At 32.6% G+C, this 19,539-nt stretch carries 17 protein-coding genes and 1 riboswitch; of the genes, 9 read left to right on the top strand and 8 right to left on the bottom strand.

What is annotated here, in order from left to right; all coding sequences use genetic code 11:
* Nucleotides 1-6: 6 nt before the first annotated feature.
* The 4 genes from C1X07_RS23385 to C1X07_RS23370 all read right to left on the bottom strand — a co-directional run bounded on the left by C1X07_RS23385 (nucleotide 7) and on the right by C1X07_RS23370 (nucleotide 3,610).
* Nucleotides 7-663: a DUF2461 domain-containing protein gene (locus C1X07_RS23385; RefSeq protein ID WP_103072477.1), complete on the bottom strand. Its 657-nt coding sequence runs from the start codon at nucleotides 661-663 to the stop codon at nucleotides 7-9.
* 14 nt (nucleotides 664-677) lie between these two features.
* Nucleotides 678-1,292 (bottom strand): deoxynucleoside kinase, encoded by a 615-nt coding sequence (locus C1X07_RS23380; protein ID WP_103072476.1) that lies wholly within the window; start codon nucleotides 1,290-1,292, stop codon nucleotides 678-680.
* Between the two features lie 172 nt (nucleotides 1,293-1,464).
* Complete coding sequence (locus C1X07_RS23375) at nucleotides 1,465-2,145, bottom strand: response regulator transcription factor (RefSeq protein ID WP_103072475.1); 681 nt, start codon at nucleotides 2,143-2,145, stop codon at nucleotides 1,465-1,467.
* Nucleotides 2,138-3,610: a sensor histidine kinase gene (locus C1X07_RS23370; protein WP_103072474.1), complete on the bottom strand. Its 1,473-nt coding sequence runs from the start codon at nucleotides 3,608-3,610 to the stop codon at nucleotides 2,138-2,140. The genes C1X07_RS23375 and C1X07_RS23370 overlap by 8 nt, the downstream gene beginning before the upstream one ends.
* 126 nt (nucleotides 3,611-3,736) lie before the next feature.
* Here C1X07_RS23370 and C1X07_RS23365 point away from each other — a divergent pair, with 126 nt between their 5' ends.
* The 4 genes from C1X07_RS23365 (at nucleotide 3,737) to C1X07_RS23350 (ending at nucleotide 9,153) form a co-directional block, all read left to right on the top strand.
* The gene (locus C1X07_RS23365; protein ID WP_103072473.1) at nucleotides 3,737-4,576 is read left to right on the top strand and encodes a GLPGLI family protein; all 840 of its coding nucleotides are present in this window, start codon (nucleotides 3,737-3,739) and stop codon (nucleotides 4,574-4,576) included.
* Between the two features lie 18 nt (nucleotides 4,577-4,594).
* On the top strand, nucleotides 4,595-5,752 hold the full coding sequence (locus C1X07_RS23360; protein ID WP_103072472.1) for an aspartyl protease family protein: 1,158 nt from the start codon (nucleotides 4,595-4,597) through the stop codon (nucleotides 5,750-5,752).
* An 82-nt stretch (nucleotides 5,753-5,834) separates the two neighbouring features.
* Entirely contained in the window at nucleotides 5,835-8,579 is a 2,745-nt protein-coding gene (locus C1X07_RS23355) for a carboxypeptidase-like regulatory domain-containing protein (protein WP_103072471.1), read from the top strand.
* Between the two features lie 49 nt (nucleotides 8,580-8,628).
* Entirely contained in the window at nucleotides 8,629-9,153 is a 525-nt protein-coding gene (locus C1X07_RS23350; protein WP_103072470.1) for a DUF302 domain-containing protein, read from the top strand.
* Nucleotides 9,154-9,246: 93 nt separating this feature from the next.
* On the opposite strand, the gene C1X07_RS23345 is transcribed toward C1X07_RS23350, so the two are convergent.
* Nucleotides 9,247-9,588: a hypothetical protein gene (locus C1X07_RS23345; protein WP_103072469.1), complete on the bottom strand. Its 342-nt coding sequence runs from the start codon at nucleotides 9,586-9,588 to the stop codon at nucleotides 9,247-9,249.
* A gap of 213 nt (nucleotides 9,589-9,801) precedes the next feature.
* Between C1X07_RS23345 and C1X07_RS23340 the strand changes: the two genes are divergently transcribed.
* On the top strand, nucleotides 9,802-10,977 hold the full coding sequence (locus tag C1X07_RS23340; RefSeq protein WP_103072468.1) for a heparan-alpha-glucosaminide N-acetyltransferase domain-containing protein: 1,176 nt from the start codon (nucleotides 9,802-9,804) through the stop codon (nucleotides 10,975-10,977).
* 91 nt (nucleotides 10,978-11,068) lie between these two features.
* Nucleotides 11,069-11,491, top strand: a complete 423-nt coding sequence (locus tag C1X07_RS23335) for a DoxX family protein (RefSeq protein ID WP_103072467.1) — start codon at nucleotides 11,069-11,071, stop codon at nucleotides 11,489-11,491.
* 92 nt (nucleotides 11,492-11,583) lie between these two features.
* Here the strand turns inward: C1X07_RS23335 and C1X07_RS23330 are convergent, their stop codons facing one another.
* From C1X07_RS23330 to metK, 3 genes are all read right to left on the bottom strand, one after another.
* The gene (locus C1X07_RS23330; protein WP_103072466.1) at nucleotides 11,584-11,922 is read right to left on the bottom strand and encodes a hypothetical protein; all 339 of its coding nucleotides are present in this window, start codon (nucleotides 11,920-11,922) and stop codon (nucleotides 11,584-11,586) included.
* Between the two features lie 452 nt (nucleotides 11,923-12,374).
* Entirely contained in the window at nucleotides 12,375-12,737 is a 363-nt protein-coding gene (locus tag C1X07_RS23325; protein WP_128755381.1) for a hypothetical protein, read from the bottom strand.
* Between the two features lie 221 nt (nucleotides 12,738-12,958).
* Nucleotides 12,959-14,215 (bottom strand): methionine adenosyltransferase, encoded by a 1,257-nt coding sequence (metK, locus tag C1X07_RS23320; protein ID WP_103072464.1) that lies wholly within the window; start codon nucleotides 14,213-14,215, stop codon nucleotides 12,959-12,961.
* A gap of 338 nt (nucleotides 14,216-14,553) precedes the next feature.
* A riboswitch (SAM riboswitch) is annotated at nucleotides 14,554-14,659 on the top strand.
* Between the two features lie 124 nt (nucleotides 14,660-14,783).
* On the opposite strand from metK, the gene C1X07_RS23315 reads away from it, so the two are divergent.
* The 3 genes from C1X07_RS23315 to thrA are packed head-to-tail and all read left to right on the top strand — an operon-like array spanning nucleotide 14,784 to nucleotide 19,482.
* The gene (locus tag C1X07_RS23315) at nucleotides 14,784-16,073 is read left to right on the top strand and encodes an O-acetylhomoserine aminocarboxypropyltransferase/cysteine synthase family protein (protein WP_103072463.1); all 1,290 of its coding nucleotides are present in this window, start codon (nucleotides 14,784-14,786) and stop codon (nucleotides 16,071-16,073) included.
* Nucleotides 16,074-16,091: 18 nt separating this feature from the next.
* Nucleotides 16,092-17,054 carry an alpha/beta fold hydrolase gene (locus tag C1X07_RS25455; RefSeq protein ID WP_103072462.1) on the top strand — a complete coding sequence of 321 codons (963 nt, stop codon included), beginning with the start codon at nucleotides 16,092-16,094 and terminating at the stop codon, nucleotides 17,052-17,054.
* A 13-nt stretch (nucleotides 17,055-17,067) separates the two neighbouring features.
* Nucleotides 17,068-19,482 carry a bifunctional aspartate kinase/homoserine dehydrogenase I gene (gene thrA, locus C1X07_RS23305; RefSeq protein WP_103072461.1) on the top strand — a complete coding sequence of 805 codons (2,415 nt, stop codon included), beginning with the start codon at nucleotides 17,068-17,070 and terminating at the stop codon, nucleotides 19,480-19,482.
* Nucleotides 19,483-19,539 lie beyond the last annotated feature (57 nt).

Raw genomic sequence — 19,539 nt, 5'->3', positions numbered from 1 at the left:
AAAAAATTATACCGTTACGGCTTCATTAAAATAACGTCTAAAGGGAAGCATTTCTTTATAAACTTCGACTATCTTATCTGTAAAATCATCTTTCAGTACCTCTTCTTTGGTTAAAGGGTGAATTACAGCAAATGTACGATGACGAAGCAAATCTATATATTCATGGTCTGAAGTATACCCTTTTGGAGCTGTTTTTAACATGTCTCTATCGGTTAACATACCTCCAAAAGTAGATTTGAAACTCTTTTTGTTAAGTATTTTGATTAGTTCTTCACCGTTATAGTCTATGGCCTCTCTGATACTATTTAGTATTTTGTGATCTGGCTTCCAGTAACCACCAGCTAATTCACATTCATTGATACCAATTTGAATATAAAAATCTCCTTGTTTGGTGCGCTGATCTAACCCTGCTGCAAAATGATCTTTATATACAGGCTTGTTAGGATGAAAAAGTAGGTTGTTGTTTATACGATTAATTCCTTTTTTACCCGGAGTAGGGTAGTAATTAGGGTCGATTGCTTCGAACTTGGCGTCTAATTCATCTAGCCATTGAATAAAAGAATTACGAACTGCTTGATAGCGTTTTCTATTAGCATCCATCCATTCTTTATGGTTGTTATCCTGTAGATCTTGCAGAAATTGAAAGAGAACGTTAAAATCCATCTCGCTTCAGAGGTTTAGAATAATCCATTTAGTTCTGCATCGATACGATTGATGATGCTACCTAAATCTTCAGGGTTATCTACAAAATTAATGTTATCAACATCTACAATAAGAAGGTTGCCCTTGTCATAATCATGAGCCCATGCTTCATAGCGCTCATTGAGCCTACTTAGATAATCAATGCTAATTGTGTTTTCGTATTCACGACCTCGTTTATGGATTTGATTAACTAGGTTAGGAATACTACTTCTTAGATAAATTAATAAATCAGGTCCTTCGACAACATTTTCCATTAAGTCAAAAAGTGATCTGTAGTTTTCAAAATCACGATTGGTCATAAGTCCCATTGCGTGCAAGTTTGGGGCAAAAATATATGCATCCTCATAGATGGTTCTATCTTGGATAATATCTTTACCACTCTCTCTAATATCTAAGATTTGCCTAAAGCGACTGTTCAGGAAATAAATCTGAAGATTAAAAGACCAACGTTCCATTTTATTGTAAAAATCCTCGAGATAAGGGTTTTCTAACACATCTTCAAAATGAGCTTCCCATTTATAATGTTTAGCAAGTAACCGGGTTAATGTAGTTTTTCCGGCGCCAATATTTCCAGCTATAGCTATATGCATAGTAGATAGTTTTTCTTGAGGTGTTTTGTAAAAATGTGTGTTAAAGTCAGGACGTAAATATAGTGGATTTTATGAGTAACATAAAAAAGGATGAGAAAGAATTTGAAGGAAAAGTATGATTGGAATACTTTGCGGCAATACAACACGTATTAAAAATAAGCGTAAGTAAGTTTTAGTATGCTAGTTTGTAGCCGTAACCTCTTACGTTAATGATTTGTATGGTTGCATCTTGTTTTAATTTTTTTCGAAGTTTGGAGATAAATACATCCATGCTTCTCCCATTAAAGAAATCATCATCTCCCCATAGTTTTTTTAGAATCATAGAGCGATCCAAAACCTGGTTTTTATTTTTAACCAGATGAAATAGTAAATGAGCTTCTCTATGTGTGAGTTGTTGTATTTCTTTTTGATATGTTAAGGTTTGTTTTGTGAAATCAAAGGTGTAGTTTCCGATAGTGATGATTTCTACATTTTTTTGTAGTGTAGAACGATGGAGTAGATTGTTTATTCTTACAATCAGCTCTTCCATGCTAAAAGGTTTTTTTAAGTAATCATTGCCGCCAATAGTAAACCCCTCTACAACATCCTGAGTTTGCGACTTGGCGGTAAGAAATATGATTGGAATAGTATTATCCTCTTGTCTAATTTCTTTGGCAAGAGTAAAACCATCTTTTTTTGGCATCATTACATCCAAAACAAGAAGTTTTGGAGATTTAGATTTATATAAATCATAAGCTTCCTCTCCATTTTTGGCAAGGTAGACTTCATAGTTTCTGGTCTCGAGACTTTCTTTAATGATTTGACCTAAAGAAGGTTCGTCTTCCGCAAGTAATATTTTGATTGTCTCAGCCATTGGGTAATGTTATTTTAAAATTAGTCTGGTCATGATCCAGCTCTAATCGTATTGTTCCTCCGTGTTTTTCGATAAGAGTTTTGGTATAAAATAAACCAATACCAAACCCTTTGATGTCATGAGTATTGCCTTTAGGGACACGATAAAATTTCTCAAATATTCTTTCTTTATGGGCTTTTGTTAAGCTAGAACCATTGTCCGCGATGTCTATGACAATATATGGGTTGGTGTTTTTGATACTTACATTTATGGCGTCTCCTCCATATTTAATAGCATTATCGATAATATTATTTATGGCATTTTCAAAATGGAACCGATCTATCTTTTTCCAAATATTTTTATGAGAATTGGTAAAAGAGATACTCTTGTTATGTGAATTTGTTTGATGTTTTTCTGTTATGGTTTGGACTAAAGTTGTGAGGTTACTTTCTTCCAAATTTAATTGTAGTTCTTCGCTATCAAGAGTAGCGGTTTCCAGGATTTTTTCGACCATTGTATTTAGTTTTTGTAGCTGATCAGAGGACATTTCAATATATTTTTTTGTTTTCTTCTGGTCGTTCTCTTTGTTGAAATTTAGAATCCCTTCGAGTGCCACACTTATTGTTGAGATAGGAGTTTTAAACTCATGAGTTATATTGCTTATCAAATCATTTTTGAGCTCTGCCATATGTTTTTGGTGATTGATGATTTTTAATAAAAACAAAAGACATGCAATCACAGCACCTACAAGTAAAAATGAGAGCAGGATACTTGCCATATTTTTCTTGAATATAGTCAGCTTTTCATTGGTGAAGAATAGCTCTAGAGAACTTGTTTTTGGCAGGTATGCTGATTCTGAAGAAGTGCTTAGGATTGAAGACTTAATAATTGCATTATGAGTTTCTCTTCTATCTCCAATAGAATTTGTGAATCGTAATCCATAATCGACGGCAATCTTTTTTCTCGATAATTCTTTTTGAACCAAAGAATCAACTTTTTGAAGCTGAAGAGAATCTTGTGTGATAGAAACAACAATCTTGGATGTGAGTTGTTCAAAAACCAATTTCCGGGCGATACTATCATTAGGTTTATCTGAGTCAAAAGATATAAGCCTCCGACCAGTTATATGATCATTCTCATCAGTATTAAAAATAGATATGTCTGTCATATCAAAGCTATCCGGAAGCTTGAGTCTTTTAAAATTAACTTCATCAGAATCTATTTTTTTTAATAAGTTTCTGAGTTCTCCTTTTTTTAATAAGCTTCTCCAGTTGGTAGAGTCAGAGGTGAACCTAATTGTATTTTTCTCAGCAAGTTCTGTGTAATATAAGTCTACAGCATTATCAAGACTAATCTGTACATCATTAATTAATTGCTGTTTTCCTGTTTGATAATTTTTGTAATTCCAGTATATCTGAATATCTAGTGTAATAATAATTACAATCGTAATAAAATACAGGATATGCTTGTAACTTCTTTTTTGCATGGTTCAAAAATAATACTCTTAATTCAAATAAAGCGAATCGGTTAACACACGTTAACATTGGTTAACCCTTTGATTAAGGTTGAGTTTTCATATTTGTAGCATAGTAATCAAAAAAAACAATTTGGTATGATACGAATCATGATATTATTATTACTCTTTGTATTCGAAAGCATTTTTGCTCAAGGTTTTCAGGGTAGCGTAACCTATAAAACAAATAGGAAAGTAGATCTTAATATGGAGGACTCTAAAGTTAATTCTGAGATGCAAAAGCATATTGAGAAAATGCTCAAAAAGCAATTTCAGAAGGAATATGTATTAAGTTTTAACTCTTCAACATCAATATATAAAGAAGAAGAGAGTTTGGAGGAGCCAAAAGCCGCTTCAGGAATGACATTTGTTATGGCAGGATCGGGAGCATCTGATATTTTGTATAAAAATATTAAAGAGAAGCGCTATGCCAGTAAAAGAGATCTGATGGGAAAGCTGTTTTTGGTAAAAGATAGTTTAGCAAAAATGGATTGGAAACTTGAGGGCGAAACAAAAAAAATTGGGAATTACACCTGTTATAAAGCCACTACAACACGAATGACTCAGCGAATACAAAGTATGAGTGTTAGAAGTAATGAAGATAGTGAAGGTAATGAGGAGGAAACAGCAGATCCCGAAGGAGAAGAGGTTACAATTACAGCTTGGTATACTCCAGAAATACCAGTGTCTAATGGGCCAGAAAATTATTGGGGATTGCCAGGGCTAATACTTGAAGTTAATGATGGAGTACAAAGTATGCTGAGTACCAAGATAGTATTAAATGCAAAGAAAAAAAGCGAGATTAAAGAACCTTCAAAAGGTAAAATAGTTTCTGAAGAAAAATTCAACCAAATTATGGAAAAGAAAATGCAGGAAATGAGAGATCGGGAACCTAGGAGAGATGATGGGCAATCAATACGAATACGTATAGGGGGATAAACTATAATCAATCAAAAAATGAAGAAGTTAGTAATCATATTAGTTAGCTTTATCACGCTAGCATGTTTTGCACAGGTAGAAACGATACCTTTTGAAGAGGATGATCTATTGTTTATAAAAGTAAAAGTCAATGAAGGAGATGAGTTGAATTTTGTATTTGACACAGGGGCTTCATTGGTTGTACTGGATAGTCTTGTGGCAAAAAGAATGGGGATAAAGTCTGATTATTCTCAGAATGCGCAAGGAGCAAATGGGATACAGTCATATAAGATCGCCTTGAACCAAAAAGTAGGTTTAGGGAAAATAGATTTGATATCGAATATGGTGTTAGTAAACCTAAAACCACTTTCTCAAAAATCAGGAAGAAATATTGATGGCATTATTGGCTATGATATTCTAAAGGATTTTGTGACACAGTTTAATTTTGAAGAAAAGAATATAAAATTGTATACCAAAGAGGATCAAATTGTGGATTTGAGTACTTATACTAAAATACCGATGAAATTTGATGGTACCCCAATTCCGCAAATAGATTTAAAATTTACCATGTTAGATGGAACCCAAAAGACTGGGAATTTTCTTTTTGACAGTGGAGCTAATTTAACCGTGTTATTTAATACTCCGTATGCAGAAAAACATGATCTTCAAAATAGATTAGATAAAACGATAAAGGCAAAAGCTAGAGGTCTTAATAAATCAACAGCTTTTACCAGAGGTAGTATTAAAAAGATTCAGTTTGATAATTTTGAATTTTTGGATTTACCAATAGATATAGCTAAAAACAAAGCGGGAGTATCAGCGTCTGAAGCATACAGCGGCATTTTGGGAGCAAAAATTATCAACAGATTTGATATGGTGCTGGATTATAAGCGTAAGCTGTTTTATTTTAAACCTAATTCTGGTTATAAAAAGCCATTTGTGTTTCCAATGAGTGGTCTGGGTATAGCTTTGATTGAGGGTAAGGTAACTGTATCTTATGTTATAGAAAGTAGTGAAGCATACAAAAAAGGGATAAGAGAAGGAGATGAGCTATTGTCTATAAACGATTATCATGGTAATGATCTTAAATTATGGAGAACATATTTTGAAGAGGATCAAAAAGAGGTATCATTAAAGATTAGAAACAGATTAGGAGATATAAATACTGTAACTATTTTGTTGAAAAGACTAATCTAATTTTCGGTGTTCTCTTAACAGATTGCTAAAAAATAAAGCTTCTATTTTCTTTTGTTGGAGTTGTAAAAATATTCAAAAAATAATGTGTAATAAACTAGTACTACTGGTATTCCTTTTTGGGATTACCCTGACATCTATTGCCCAAAAAACACAAATCAAAGGTGTTGTTAAAGATTCTTTGGGCATGCCTATAGAAATGGCCAATGTAATTGCGTATAAAAAATCTGATAATACAATGACTGGATATGGTATCACAAATGATCAGGGGGTATATAAAATTACTGTTCCTGGTAATAATGATTATATATTAAAAGTGAGTTTTATCGGTTTCACTTCAGAAGCAAAATCTGTCGCCATTACTACGTCTGATGTGAATGTAGATTTTGAAATAAGACCAGAGGAAAACAGTCTTGATGAAGTAGAGATTGTGTATGAAATGCCTGTGGTAATCAAAGGAGATACTTTGGTGTATAATACAGATTCTTTTACTAACGGGACAGAAAAAAAATTAGGAGATGTATTAGAAAAACTCCCAGGAGTAGGAGTTAATGAAGATGGTGAGATCGAAGTTGAAGGAAAGACTGTGTCCAAAGTAATGGTAGAGGGAAAAGATTTTTTTGATGGCGATTCTAAGTTAGCGACAGAAAATATACCTGCAGATGCACTAGATAAGATAGAGGTGCTGAGAAATTATGAAGATGTTGGACAAATGCGTGGTTTAAGTAATTCACAAGATCAAATAGCTATAAATATTAAATTAAAAGAGGGTAAAAAAGATTTTTGGTTTGGAGATATAACTGCAGGTGCCGGATTAGGAGAGACCGAGAGATACATCGTTAAGCCCAAATTATTTTATTATAGCCCTCAATATAGCATTAATATACTATCAGATATTAATGATATAGGAGAAGTACCATTTACCGCTAGGGATTATTTTAATTTTACAGGAGGTTTTCGAAATTTAGGACGAGGAGGGACATCTTTTAATATTTCTAGTAATGATCTTGCATTTTCGATTTTGCAGAATAACCGGGCTAATGAGATTAATACAAGATTTGGGGCTGCTAACTTTAGTCTTACTGCTAATAAAAAATTGGATCTAAGTGGATATGGTATTGTGAGTGATACCAAAACAGACTTGATAACCAACACCAATAGAGTGTATATTGATAATACTCAAGATCCAACAGATAATGTTGTTGAAGAAACCTTTAGTAGTACAAAGCAAAGAAGTACATTGGGGTTATTGAAATTAAGTGCAAGCTATAAGCCGAATACTAATTTTAGATTAGATTATGATATGTTGAGCAAACTTTCTGAGCAGACCGAAGATGGTTCTTTTCTTTCAGAGCGGCAAGGTGTCTCTGAAAATATAAACGAACGACTAAAGAACACTCCATTTTCAATACAACAAAACATGAATGCCTATTATACCCTTAGTACAAAGCATGTTTTTTCTTTTGAGGCTAGGTATTTGTTACAAGAAGAAGATCCTTTTTATAACGCCATAAGAACAGAAGTGCCATTTAGAGGTGTTTTTACGCAAATTAATGACCCTTTAGATATTGACTTGGATACTTTTGATCCATTACAAAAATCTGATAGATATGATATTAACCAAAAGAAAAAGGTTAAAACCCAGAAACTAGATGGAAAACTGGATTATTATTATGTGTTGAATAAAAAAAGTAATCTCAATTTTACTTTAGGTAACACCTTGAGTAATCAAAATTTTGATTCTTCAATTTTTCAAATATTGGATAATGAGGAACAAAATGAATTTGAAGATCAGGATTTTAGTAATGATGTGAAATATGATTTTAATGATGTCTATTTTGGTTTACATTACAAATTTATAAAGGGGATTTTTACTTTTAATCAAGGGGTTTCGGTACATAATTATGATCTCAGGGATACGCAATTAAATTCTGTTTCTAAACAAAATGAGTGGCAGGTGTTACCAGACCTTTTTGTGTTGGCACAATTAAAACAGAATGAAAGTTTACGGTTTAACTATTCTATGTCTACAGAGTACACCGATATCAATCGTTTAGCAAGAGGGTATGTGTTCAATAATTATAACTCATTGTTTAGAGGAAACAGAAATTTGGAAAATGCGGTATATGATAACTACTCGTTAGACTATTTTAGTTTTAATATGTTTAGCTATACCAATATTTTTGCACAAGTAAGATATAGTAATAGACATAATCCTATAAAAAGCACAAGCATATTTGAAGGTATCAATAGAGTAGATACTCCTGTGAATTCTTATTTGGCTGACCAGACACTTTCAACCAATGGAAGGTTTAATCGAACATTTGGTAAAATTGAAGGAAGGTTAGAGGTTAATGTCAGTTGGTCTGAGTTTAATAATATAATAAATACTTTACCTAGTAAGAGTAAAAGCTTTACCCAAACGTATAAAACCGAATGGGCAACAAACTTTAGAAAAGGACCCAATTTTGATTTGGGATATAGGCTTTCAGTTAATAATTATGATAATAACGGGACTAAAAATACTTTTTATACCAATCAACCATTTGTTAGGTTAGATTGGACATTTGCCAAGGGGTTTTTATTAAAATCTTCTTATAATTATTATAATTATAGAAATAGAGACGTTGCGCTAAATGAATATAGCTTTTGGGATGCTGATCTATTCTACCAAAAATCAAATAGTAAATGGGAGTATAAGTTATCGGCTACTAATATCTTAAATACTGAAAGCATCAATAGAGATAGTTTTAATGAATTGTATAATAGTACTTCAAGTTATATGGTGCAACCTCGTTATTGGATAATAAGCATAAAGTATAATTTGTAATTATTTCTGGTAAATGCGACCAACTTAGCATGTACTTTAAATAACTACTATGAGAATTTATAGAATATTACCTGTTTTACTAATGTTGAGTATTATTTCTTGTAATCAAAATCAAAATAATACGTCTAAGGACAAACAAATAAAATTGTTGAAGAAAATGGAAATCGGTAAAGCCCAAGGAGTGATTACAAAAACAAGTTCTCAAAATTTTGAAGACACCTATGCTGCATTAGTTGAAATCATTACCAATAACCCTAATTTAAAAATAATTGCACAGTTAGATCACCAAGCTAATGCCAAAAATGTTGGCGAAGAGTTAAATCCATCTCGAGTAATTATGTTTGGTAACCCTAGATTGGGAACCCCTTTAATGCAAAATTCTCAAATTACTGGTCTAGACCTTCCTCAAAAAATATTAGTATGGCAAGATGATATAGGAAATGTTAGTGTATCCTATAATGCCCCCGAATTTTTAAAAATTCGCCATGGAATTACTAACAACGAAGATGTTTTAGCTACGATTAGTAAAGCTTTGGATAATATTTCAAAAGTTGCAACTGGTATAAAGGAATAGTTTATAATTATTGAGTTAGCCCATATTTCCTTAGAAATTAGGAGTGTAATTTATGTAATTGATTTGCAAGTGTTTATAGGTTGTTTCGAGGAGTTAATTTTGTATATTTACTTTAATTGGGCCTCCACTAGAGACATAACTACCTCCGATTTCATCAATATTGATATCTAGTTCATCTCTGGTGCTTATGTCTGTAAGGTCTACTTTGAGCTTATCATAAGTATCAATGCTTTTAATATTTACATCTATCTCATTGGTATTACTTAGTCTAACAGTGATGGATCCGTCATCGTTTATTGGTAGTAACCCATAGCTAGTCGATGAAGAGGTGCTAGCATGTGCTTTGGGAATAATGTCTAGGTCTCTTATTACAATAATAACCAGACAGATTGCGATAATTGTGGTTATAAACTTGGTATATGCATCAGTTTTCATAAAATAAAGTTTTATATGTGAATACATTGCACCAATAAAGATGCCAAAATGTAGTTCTTACTTCGATGAAATCTTATAAAAAAGATTCTTTTGTTTATAAACGCCTTAAAATCAATACAGGAGTTGATAAAATTAACTAGATTTGCATTTTTTAAGAAGTAATACCTCTCATTAACTTGTTTTTTGAGAACGACCAAACCAAAGACCACAATAATGAACAAGCCTGCCAGTCGATTGCATTTTTTAGATGCAATACGTGCATTTGCTATTATCATGATGCTTCAAGGACATTTTGTACATTCACTTTTGAGTGATCTTTATAGGGATACAAATAATGTTGTGTATGCTACCTGGGAGTATTTTAGAGGGATAACAGCACCAGTATTTTTTACTATAACAGGCTTTATTTTTATATACCTATTACTAAAACAAAAGGTAGGAGGGTTAGAAAATCCTAGAGTTCTTAAAGGGATAAAACGAGCTGTTAAGATTATTTTTTGGGGATATTTATTACGCTTAAGTTTTTATTCACTGTTTACAGGAGCTGTAAATCCTTCTTTTTTTTATGTAGATGTATTGCAATGTATTGGCACATCTTTATTGTTGTTAATAGGACTATACCTTGTCTTATATCGAATTAATGCATCAGTATTTCTGAATTCAATACTTGGTTTTGGAGTAATAATCTTTCTATTACAGCCAATGTATGGAAGCTGTATTCTTGAATTTTTACCGCAAACAATTGCTAACTATTTTACAAATAGAAATGGATCAGTTTTTACCTTATTACCATGGTTTGGTTATGTGTGTTTTGGTAGCTATATGGCTGGTTTGTTTTTAAAATATAAGGAGCATAAGAACTTTTATTCTTACGCCATTATGGTGCTTCTATCTTTAGGAATTATACTGGTGTTCTTCTCTTCTGCAGTATTAATGTTGTTTTATGATTTTACTGGTATCACTATATTTAAGTCAGTGGCATATAATAATTTCTTGTTTATAAGGCTGGGGAATGTATGTGTGTTGTTTTCTGTATTTATAATGTTGAGGAATTATTTTACAAGCCAGGTGTTAACCAAAATCGGCGGGAAGACATTGTCTATTTATATTTTACATTTTTTTATTCTTTATGGAAGTTGGTTTGGGCTAGGATTAAGTCGTTTTTTTTATCATAGTTTAACCCCCCTGCAAGTTCTTATTGGGGCGTTAATATTCGTTGTAGGTATTTGTGTATTGGTTTTGTATTACTATAAATATGAGGAAGAATTAAAATTTAATGCGCGGACAATCATTAGCAAACTAAGTCAAAAGATCAAAACTACCATGCCAGAAGCAGTTATGCTTTTTAGGAATGATATTGTTCGCAAATATAGAAACATGAGGCGTTGATGATACTTTACTACATCTTTTGTATAACAGATATTTTTTTATTGTCTTAAAAATGAGTATCTTATAAAGGTGTAATCAATACTTTTTTGTCATGCCAACAATAAAATCATTAAATAAGTGGGCTAATGCACATACGTATTATCCATTAGACTTATTAAGAATAGCCTTAGGGGTCTTTTTGTTTATAAAAGGAATAAATTTTATTAGTAATAGCCAGGTTCTTGTAGATCTGATTAAACCCATTCAAAATCTAGCTGGCTCAATGATTATGATTCATTATGTAGCTCCTGCGCATCTGATAGGAGGTATACTTATCGCTTTTGGTCTGTTAACGAGATGGTCTGTAATGGCTCAGCTTCCATTGTTGATAGGAGCTGTGCTTATTAATTTTATAGGAGAAATGAATACTGTAAATCTTGTTGTTGCTAGTGTGATTTTAGTATTATGTGTATTTTTTCTGTTTTATGGATCAGGCAAGCATTCTGTTGATTATTACTTAAAAATGGAACAATAGAATATTAAGTTATTCTGTTTTTTTATATGTTAAAAGCAGAAAAAACCACTCATTAGATGAGTGGTTTTTTTGTTGTGTTTGGTCTGTTTGTATTAATAACCCGATAAACGAGATTCTCTTCTGTTAGCAGGTATTTGTATAAATATAGTATCCATTATTCTTGAAGAAGATATACCTTCCTTATGGTTTAACGCTTTTCTTTTATTTTTTAGAATTTGTTTTTTTATTTTATCCCACTTCTTATCGTTTAGAGAATTAGAACTATATTTTCTTTCATTTTTAAAGCCTTCTCTTGATGAGGTAATGTCGTGCGTAACATGGTGTTGTTCTGGTAATGAATCGTTGCTGATAAAACTGTAGTTACTAGCACTGTTTTGTCCAATTAGTATATGAGATGCTAATAATAATATAAAGGTTAACGTAGTTTTCATTTTTTTTGGTTTTGGAGCGTTAATATTTTTTTTTGAAAAACTGAAACCTATTGGAATGATCTTCGGTAATGATCGTGCGAAATCAATAGTTAATAAGTGTCTGATTTTCAAATACTAAGATAGTGATACTAACTGAGTTTGGGTTACGGAAAAACCGCAGAATAGTTTAGGTCTTTTTCCCCTGTATGGTAAGTGTAAGTGCTGTCGTTACTCATGTTTTAGCAGAGTAAACCGAGTTTTATTTTTTTAAACAATAAAAATAAGGTTTGGTAAGCAATTCAGCAATAATGAGGGATGAGGTGATTTTTGCAGAACAAGAAAAAACGAGTAAAATTTATCCAAAAAGGTACTTTTTAGATAAATTTTACTCGTTTTTTATATTTATCATTAATAGAAAACGACAGATTTAAGTAAAGAATAGTAATCTGCATTTTTCGAAAATCCGAATTACTTTACCATCCAGATAAACGAGATTTTTCATTGCTTAAAGATGAAGAAGTATTTAGATAAATTGTATCCAGAGTTTTATGAGTTCTGAATTCATTTTTAGCATTAGAGTACCTCCTTTTATTTTTTTTGAGCTGTTTTTTTATTTTTTTCCATTCCTTTTTACTATAAAAGCTCTTGTCTTTTTTTAGAACAGGAGTTTGTACAATCAATCGATCTGTCATAGCTATTTTTTCAGTACTATATTGTTCTTCCTGAATTTGATCGTCGATAGTTCTAAGTGAGGAAAGATCATTTTCATAGTCTTGACCAAAAGACATACCGCATAGTAATAAAAAAGCGATTTTCATTGTGAGTTTTAATTTCATTTCCCTAAATTTTAATACATTAAACTAATAGAGATACACTTAAGTTCTAAAAAAACATATCAAAATTTTTCCCCCTCTAAATGGATATGTTATGTATCTTATAATATAAACGCGATAAATGTAATCATAATACTTGATTTTATAGTGCGGAAAAACCGCATTTTTTTAGGGTTTTTCCTAAAAAATCGATAAACAAACTATTTAATCAGATAAAATGAAAGCTATACTTGGAAAGCCTTTTTAACAGCATCTACATAATCTAATTTTTCCCAAGTAAAAAGCTCTACTTCTTTTTCAACTCTACCAGAGTAAGGACTTTCAAAAACCTTGGTAATTACCTTCGGATCTTTGCCCATATGTCCATATGCAGCAGTTTCTTGATAGATAGGATTTCTTAGTTTGAGACGCTTTTCTATTGCAGATGGTCTCATGTCAAAAATCTGACCTACTTTTTCCGCAATTTCACCATCTGTTAATCCCAAAGTGCTGGTTCCATAAGTGTCTACAAAAATAGAGGTTGGCTCAACAACTCCAATGGCATAAGATACCTGTACTAAAACTTCACTGGCTACTCCGGCTGCTACTAGATTTTTGGCAATATGTCTTGAAGCATAAGCGGCAGACCTATCTACTTTACTAGGATCTTTACCAGAAAAAGCACCACCACCATGAGCACCTTTTCCTCCATAGGTGTCAACTATAATTTTCCTTCCCGTAAGACCTGTATCACCATGAGGACCACCGATTACAAATTTTCCTGTTGGATTAATATGGTAAGTGATTTGGTTATTAAATAATCGTTGGATGTATTCTGGCAATTGAGCGACTACTCTTGGTATTAAAATAGTAACAATATCATTTTTTATTTTAGACAACATCTTTTCATCATCCTTGTCAAAATCATCATGCTGCGTAGACACGACAATGGCAACTATACGCTGCGGTACATTGTCATCACTATACTCAATAGTTACCTGACTTTTAGAATCAGGACGTAAATAAGGAATTTCAGTTCCTTCACGTCTAAGCTTTGCTAATTCCAATAATATCTTATGAGAAATGTCAAGAGCCAAAGGCATGTAATTAGCAGTTTCTTTTGTAGCATAACCAAACATCATTCCTTGATCTCCTGCACCCTGTTCCTCTTTAGTCTCACGATCAACTCCTTGGTTTATATCCTGAGACTGTTCGTGGATTAAAGAAATTACACCACAGGAATCTCCGCTAAATTGATAAGCTCCTTTTGTGTACCCAATAGCATTGATTACTTCTCTAGCAATATGCTGTACATCCAGATAGGTTTTAGATTTTACCTCTCCTGCAAGAACTACCTGACCTGTAGTGACCAAAGTCTCACATGCTACTTTCGAATCAGCATCAAAGGCTAGGAAATTATCTAATAATGCATCACTAATCTGATCTGCTACTTTATCTGGGTGTCCTTCAGATACACTTTCTGAAGTAAATAAATATGCCATTCTTTTAGTTGTTTTTATAGAGAAAGTAAATAAGCGCGATTGTAGATACTAAGCTTTCGATAGAATATTCCTAAATCGAACTGCTTTAGCATTTTTATGATACAAAAAGTATAATCCAAGTATCATAGGGTTGCAATCAGTCAAATCCTTCCCTGAAAATATTTGGCAAAGGTAAAAAAATTGATAATATTAAAAAGCATTTAACGTATCATTAATTTTTCTATAATGATTAGTACTTTTAATGCACCATTTTTTCTGAAAAAATAAATTTTAAAGAAAAATGAGGTGTTTTAAAAATAATTACTAGATTTGCCTCGAAGTTTCTTATACATATTAGTAAGTTATTAAGAAAGGTGGAGGGAATAGACCCTGTGAAACCTTAGCAACCCTTTATATAGTAAAGAAGGTGCTACGTTCTATTCGTGAAAGCGAAGAAGATAACTCGATACAATTACATTTTCTGTAATTGTTGTTTCACTTTCTTTTTAATTTTCTTTATACAAACAGATGATATTCAGGTGTTTGGTGTATTTGAGTTTTATTTAATTAAAATTTAAAAGAAAGAATAATGAGTGTACAAAAATTTGCAACAGAAGCGCTACATGCTGGGCATGATGTATCAGCTAACGGCGGAACCAGAGCAATACCTATTTATCAAACAACATCATATGTGTTTAATGACTCTGATCATGCAGCTAATCTATTTAACTTAACAGAATCAGGGTTTATATATACCAGATTAAATAATCCAACAAACGATGTTTTGGAGCAACGTCTTGCTGCATTAGAAGGCGGTATAGCTGCTGTTGTTACCGCCTCGGGTACTGCCGCAATTAATACAACCTTGCTGACCTTGTTGAAATCGGGTGATCACATCGTAGCATCCAGTAGTTTGTATGGAGGAACTTATAATTTATTAAATGTTACTTTGCCAAGGTTTGGAATCACGACTACTTTTGTTGATCCATCAAATCCTGAAAATTTTAAAGATGCCGTAAAAGAAAATACACGCGTATTTTTTGTTGAATCTTTGGGTAACCCAAAGCTGGATGTGTTAGACTTGAAAGCTATATCGTCTGTAGCAAAAGCATACAAAGTACCATTAATTGTAGATAATACAGTTGCGACTCCAGCATTATTGAATCCTATTGAACATGGAGCAAACATTGTAATTCATTCCTTGACTAAATATATTAGTGGTAATGGAACATCTCTAGGAGGAGTAATAATTGATGCTGGTACTTTTGATTGGTCAAGTGGTAAGTTTCCCGAGTTTACTGAGCCTTCACCAGGATATCACGGTTTAGTGTATCATGAAGTGCTAGGAGCAGCGGCATTTATTGCTAAAGCTAGAATAGAAGGCTTACGAGATTATGGTGCTGCATTGAGTCCGTTTAATGCATTTCAAATTTTACAAGGTTTAGAAACTTTGGATATTAGAATCCAAAAGCATAGCAACAATGCATTAGCATTAGCCAAATGGTTAGAAAATCAAGAAGAAGTGGCTTGGGTAAATTATCCGGGACTTGAAAATAGCTCATACTATGAACTAGGACAGAAATATTTACCAAAAGGGCAGAGTGGTATTGTAACTTTTGGGGTAAAAGGAGGATTTGAATCAGCTAAAACAGTAGCCGATGAAACAAAAATATTCTCGTTGTTAGCTAATATTGGAGATACTAAGTCATTAATTATTCACCCAGCAAGTACAACACATCAGCAACTTGATCCAGTACAGCAAGAATCTACTGGGGTTACTCAAGATTTAATTAGACTATCAGTTGGTTTAGAGGATGTTGAAGATCTGAAAATAGATTTAAAAACAGCATTTGCTAAAATTGGTAAAACCGTTAAGTAAAAATTTCAGCTCTTTTTTATGCTTCAAAAATTAGATATTTCAAATTTTGTAACTGTAAAAGGTAAGCTTGTTGATCAGATACCTCTTACCTACGAAGTTTTTGGCAAACCGCTTCATCAAGCTCCTGTTGTGTTGGTAAATCATGCACTTACTGGCAACTCCAACGTGTGTGGAGAAAATGGATGGTGGAATGGGTTAATCGGGAAAGGTAAATGTATCGATACCGATAAATATACTGTATTGTCATTTAATGTTCCCGGAAATGGATATGATGGAGTTGAGGAAAATTTGATTAAAGAATATAAAATTTTTAAGGCAAGAGATATTGCAGCCATTTTTTTAGAAGGATTGAAGTTGTTAGAGATTCATAAAATACATGCTGCAATTGGTGGTTCAGTAGGTGGAGGGATTGCGTGGGAAATTGCCGCACTTAATACAAGCATAATCAGTAATTTGATACCAGTAGCGACAGATTGGAAATCAAGTGATTGGTTGAAAGCAAATTGTTTGGTGCAGGAGCAGATTTTGTTAAACTCTAGTAACCCTGTTCATGATGCAAGACTACATGCAATGTTGATTTATAGATCTCCAGAATCATTTAGGCAAAAGTTTGATCGTTCTTATAACGAAGATAAAGATATGTATAATGTAGAAAGTTGGTTATTACATCATGGGGAAAAATTAGATGGAAGATTTGAGCTTCCTGCTTACAAAGAATTAAATCATATTTTGGCAAATATTGATATTACAGAAGGGAGGGGTAGTTTTGAAGAAGTAGCAGCATCAATAAAATCCAATATCCATATCATAAGCGTAAGATCAGATATGTTTTTCACGGAAGAAGAAGATGAAATTACATTCGAAAAACTGAAACAAGTAAAACAAAATGTTACCCATGGTGTCATCGATTCTGCACATGGGCATGATGCTTTTTTAATAGAATTTGAAGAATTGAGTACATTGTTAAAAGAAGTGTTTTAAAGAAAAAGAAAAGATGAAAGTTTTAAAATTTGGAGGAAAATCATTGGCTAATGGGAAAGGAATTCACGCCGTGATTGATATAATTGAAGATAAAGTAAAGAATGGAGAAAATATTACTGTAGTGCTTTCTGCTAGAGGTAATACTACTGATGATCTCGAAAATATTTTGGAGAAAGCTGTTAAGAGTAAAAATTACAAAGAAGAGTTCGAGGCATTTAAGAAATATCAAATAGCAGATTTTGATAATGTTGATTTTTCTTTAGAGTTTGAAACACTTGATAAACTTTTTGAAGGCGTTTCGCTTTTAGGAGATTATAGTAAGAGAATAAAGGATCAGGTATTGTCTCAAGGAGAGGTTATTTCTGCTAAATTAATCACCCAGATTCTTCAAGAAAAAAATATCAAAGCTAATTTTACTGATAGTAGAGCTCTGATAATTACGGATGCCCAGTTTGGAGATGCTCAGCCCTTAGATAAACTATCCAAAGAGAATGTAGTTAATCATTTTAAAAAGCATAATGGAGCTACGGTGAATATCGTTACGGGGTTTATAGCATCCAATACTAAAAACGAAACCACCACTTTGGGAAGGAATGGAAGTAATTATACAGCATCTTTGTTGGCAAATTACCTCGAAGCCGAAGAATTGCAAAATTTTACTCATGTAGATGGGATTTATACAGCCAATCCAGATTTGGTGCCAGATGCAAAAAAAATAGAAAAACTATCATTTACCGAAGCTAATGAACTAGCTTATTTTGGAGCTAATATTTTACATGCTAAAACGATTATTCCATTAATAGAAAAAAACATTCCTCTTAGAATATTGAATACGTTCGATCATAAAAATAAAGGGACACTAATTACGGCTGAAACAAGTGAGAAAGGAATCAAATCATTATCTGTTTTAGAGCATGTTGCATTGATAAACCTTGAAGGAAGAGGGCTCTTGGGTAAAGTGGGAGTTGATGCCAGGATTTTTAAAGCATTAGCGCATCATAATATCAGTGTAAGTATTATTTCTCAAGGCTCATCAGAACGAGGAATTGGTTTTGTTGTAGAAGCAGACAAGGCCAAAGAAGCTAAATCCGTTTTAGAACAAGAATTTGAATCCGATTTTTATAAACGTGATGTTAGCGGTATTTCAATAGAAGAGAATGTATCTGTGATTTCTATAATCGGTCAGGATTTAAGTACATTTCATAAGCCTTACAATGCACTAATTAAAAATCAAGTAGTTCCTTTGTTGTTTAATAATACGGTTACTGGTAAAAATGTAAGTTTAGTGGTCAAAAAAGAACAACTGCATAGGGCATTGAATGTAATACATGGTGAAATATTTGAGATTTCTAAAAAGATAAATATTGCTATATTCGGTCATGGATTAGTAGGAGGAACCTTGATAGATCAGATCTTAAAATCTTCAGAACAAATTGAAAATCGAAAAAAGATAGACCTTAATATTTTCGCAGTAGCAAATTCCAGAAAAATACTTTTAGATAAAAATGGAGTAGATCAAAATTGGGAACAAGATATCAATGAAAAAGGAATTCCGTATACCATGGATGAGGTGATTCAATATGCAGATAAGCACCATTTAGAAAATCTTATTGTTGTAGATAATACAGCTAGTCAGGAGTTTACATCAAATTATATACATTTTGTAGAACATGGCTTTGATTTAGTGTCTTCTAATAAGGTTGCAAACACCTTAGGTTTTGAGTTTTATAAGAGGTTGCGAGCCACACTCGAAGAAAATCAAAAACAATACTTGTATGAAACTAATGTGGGTGCTGGTTTACCCTTGATTGATACAATAAAATTATTACATTTATCAGGAGAGAATATTACAAGGATAAAAGGAGTTTTTTCTGGTTCTTTAAGCTACTTGTTTAATACTTATTCTGTTGAAAAACGCCAATTTAGTGAAGTTTTACAAGAGGCAATTGATAGTGGGTTTACAGAGCCAGACCCTCGAGAAGATCTTTGTGGGAATGATGTTGGAAGAAAATTATTAATTCTTGCAAGAGAGTTAGATTTGAGTAATGAATTTGAGGATGTCAATATTCATAATCTAATTCCCGAAGAATTAAGGGATGGAGATGCAAAAGAGTTTTTAGGAAAATTAACAAAATTGGACTCTGTTTATGAAAAAATTAAAGAAGAGCAAAAGCCTGATCACGTATTGAGATATATTGGTGATCTTTGGGGAGATTTATCTCAGGAAAAAGGGAATTTGGATGTGAAATTAGTTTCTGTTCCTCAAAGTAGTGCTTTGGGACAAGTAAAAGGTTCTGACTCTATCTTCGAAATCTATACAGAATCGTATGGAGATCAACCAATAGTGATTCAGGGAGCTGGAGCTGGAGCAGCAGTAACAGCAAGAGGAGTGTTTGGTGATATACTTCGATTGGCAGAAAAAGGATAGTTCAATGTCTTGAAGTTCTCTTTTAATCAAGATCTTAAAAATGATAAAAATAAATAA

It is taken from the genome of Aquimarina sediminis (assembly GCF_002895435.1).
GTDB lineage: Bacteria > Bacteroidota > Bacteroidia > Flavobacteriales > Flavobacteriaceae > Aquimarina > Aquimarina sediminis.
This window is presented reverse-complemented; position numbering and strand designations above follow the sequence as displayed.

Excerpts from the sequence above, each read along its gene's own strand:
- C1X07_RS23385 (WP_103072477.1), bottom strand. The coding sequence starts at position 663 with ATGGATTTTAACGTTCTCTTTCAATTTCTGCAAGATCTACAGGATAAC.
- C1X07_RS23380 (WP_103072476.1), bottom strand. The coding sequence starts at position 1,292 with ATGCATATAGCTATAGCTGGAAATATTGGCGCCGGAAAAACTACATTA.
- C1X07_RS23375 (WP_103072475.1), bottom strand. The coding sequence starts at position 2,145 with ATGGCTGAGACAATCAAAATATTACTTGCGGAAGACGAACCTTCTTTA.
- C1X07_RS23370 (WP_103072474.1), bottom strand. The coding sequence starts at position 3,610 with ATGCAAAAAAGAAGTTACAAGCATATCCTGTATTTTATTACGATTGTA.
- C1X07_RS23365 (WP_103072473.1), top strand. The coding sequence starts at position 3,737 with ATGATACGAATCATGATATTATTATTACTCTTTGTATTCGAAAGCATT.
- C1X07_RS23360 (WP_103072472.1), top strand. The coding sequence starts at position 4,595 with ATGAAGAAGTTAGTAATCATATTAGTTAGCTTTATCACGCTAGCATGT.
- C1X07_RS23355 (WP_103072471.1), top strand. The coding sequence starts at position 5,835 with ATGTGTAATAAACTAGTACTACTGGTATTCCTTTTTGGGATTACCCTG.
- C1X07_RS23350 (WP_103072470.1), top strand. The coding sequence starts at position 8,629 with ATGAGAATTTATAGAATATTACCTGTTTTACTAATGTTGAGTATTATT.
- C1X07_RS23345 (WP_103072469.1), bottom strand. The coding sequence starts at position 9,588 with ATGAAAACTGATGCATATACCAAGTTTATAACCACAATTATCGCAATC.
- C1X07_RS23340 (WP_103072468.1), top strand. The coding sequence starts at position 9,802 with ATGAACAAGCCTGCCAGTCGATTGCATTTTTTAGATGCAATACGTGCA.
- C1X07_RS23335 (WP_103072467.1), top strand. The coding sequence starts at position 11,069 with ATGCCAACAATAAAATCATTAAATAAGTGGGCTAATGCACATACGTAT.
- C1X07_RS23330 (WP_103072466.1), bottom strand. The coding sequence starts at position 11,922 with ATGAAAACTACGTTAACCTTTATATTATTATTAGCATCTCATATACTA.
- C1X07_RS23325 (WP_128755381.1), bottom strand. The coding sequence starts at position 12,737 with ATGAAATTAAAACTCACAATGAAAATCGCTTTTTTATTACTATGCGGT.
- metK (WP_103072464.1), bottom strand. The coding sequence starts at position 14,215 with ATGGCATATTTATTTACTTCAGAAAGTGTATCTGAAGGACACCCAGAT.
- C1X07_RS23315 (WP_103072463.1), top strand. The coding sequence starts at position 14,784 with ATGAGTGTACAAAAATTTGCAACAGAAGCGCTACATGCTGGGCATGAT.
- C1X07_RS25455 (WP_103072462.1), top strand. The coding sequence starts at position 16,092 with ATGCTTCAAAAATTAGATATTTCAAATTTTGTAACTGTAAAAGGTAAG.
- thrA (WP_103072461.1), top strand. The coding sequence starts at position 17,068 with ATGAAAGTTTTAAAATTTGGAGGAAAATCATTGGCTAATGGGAAAGGA.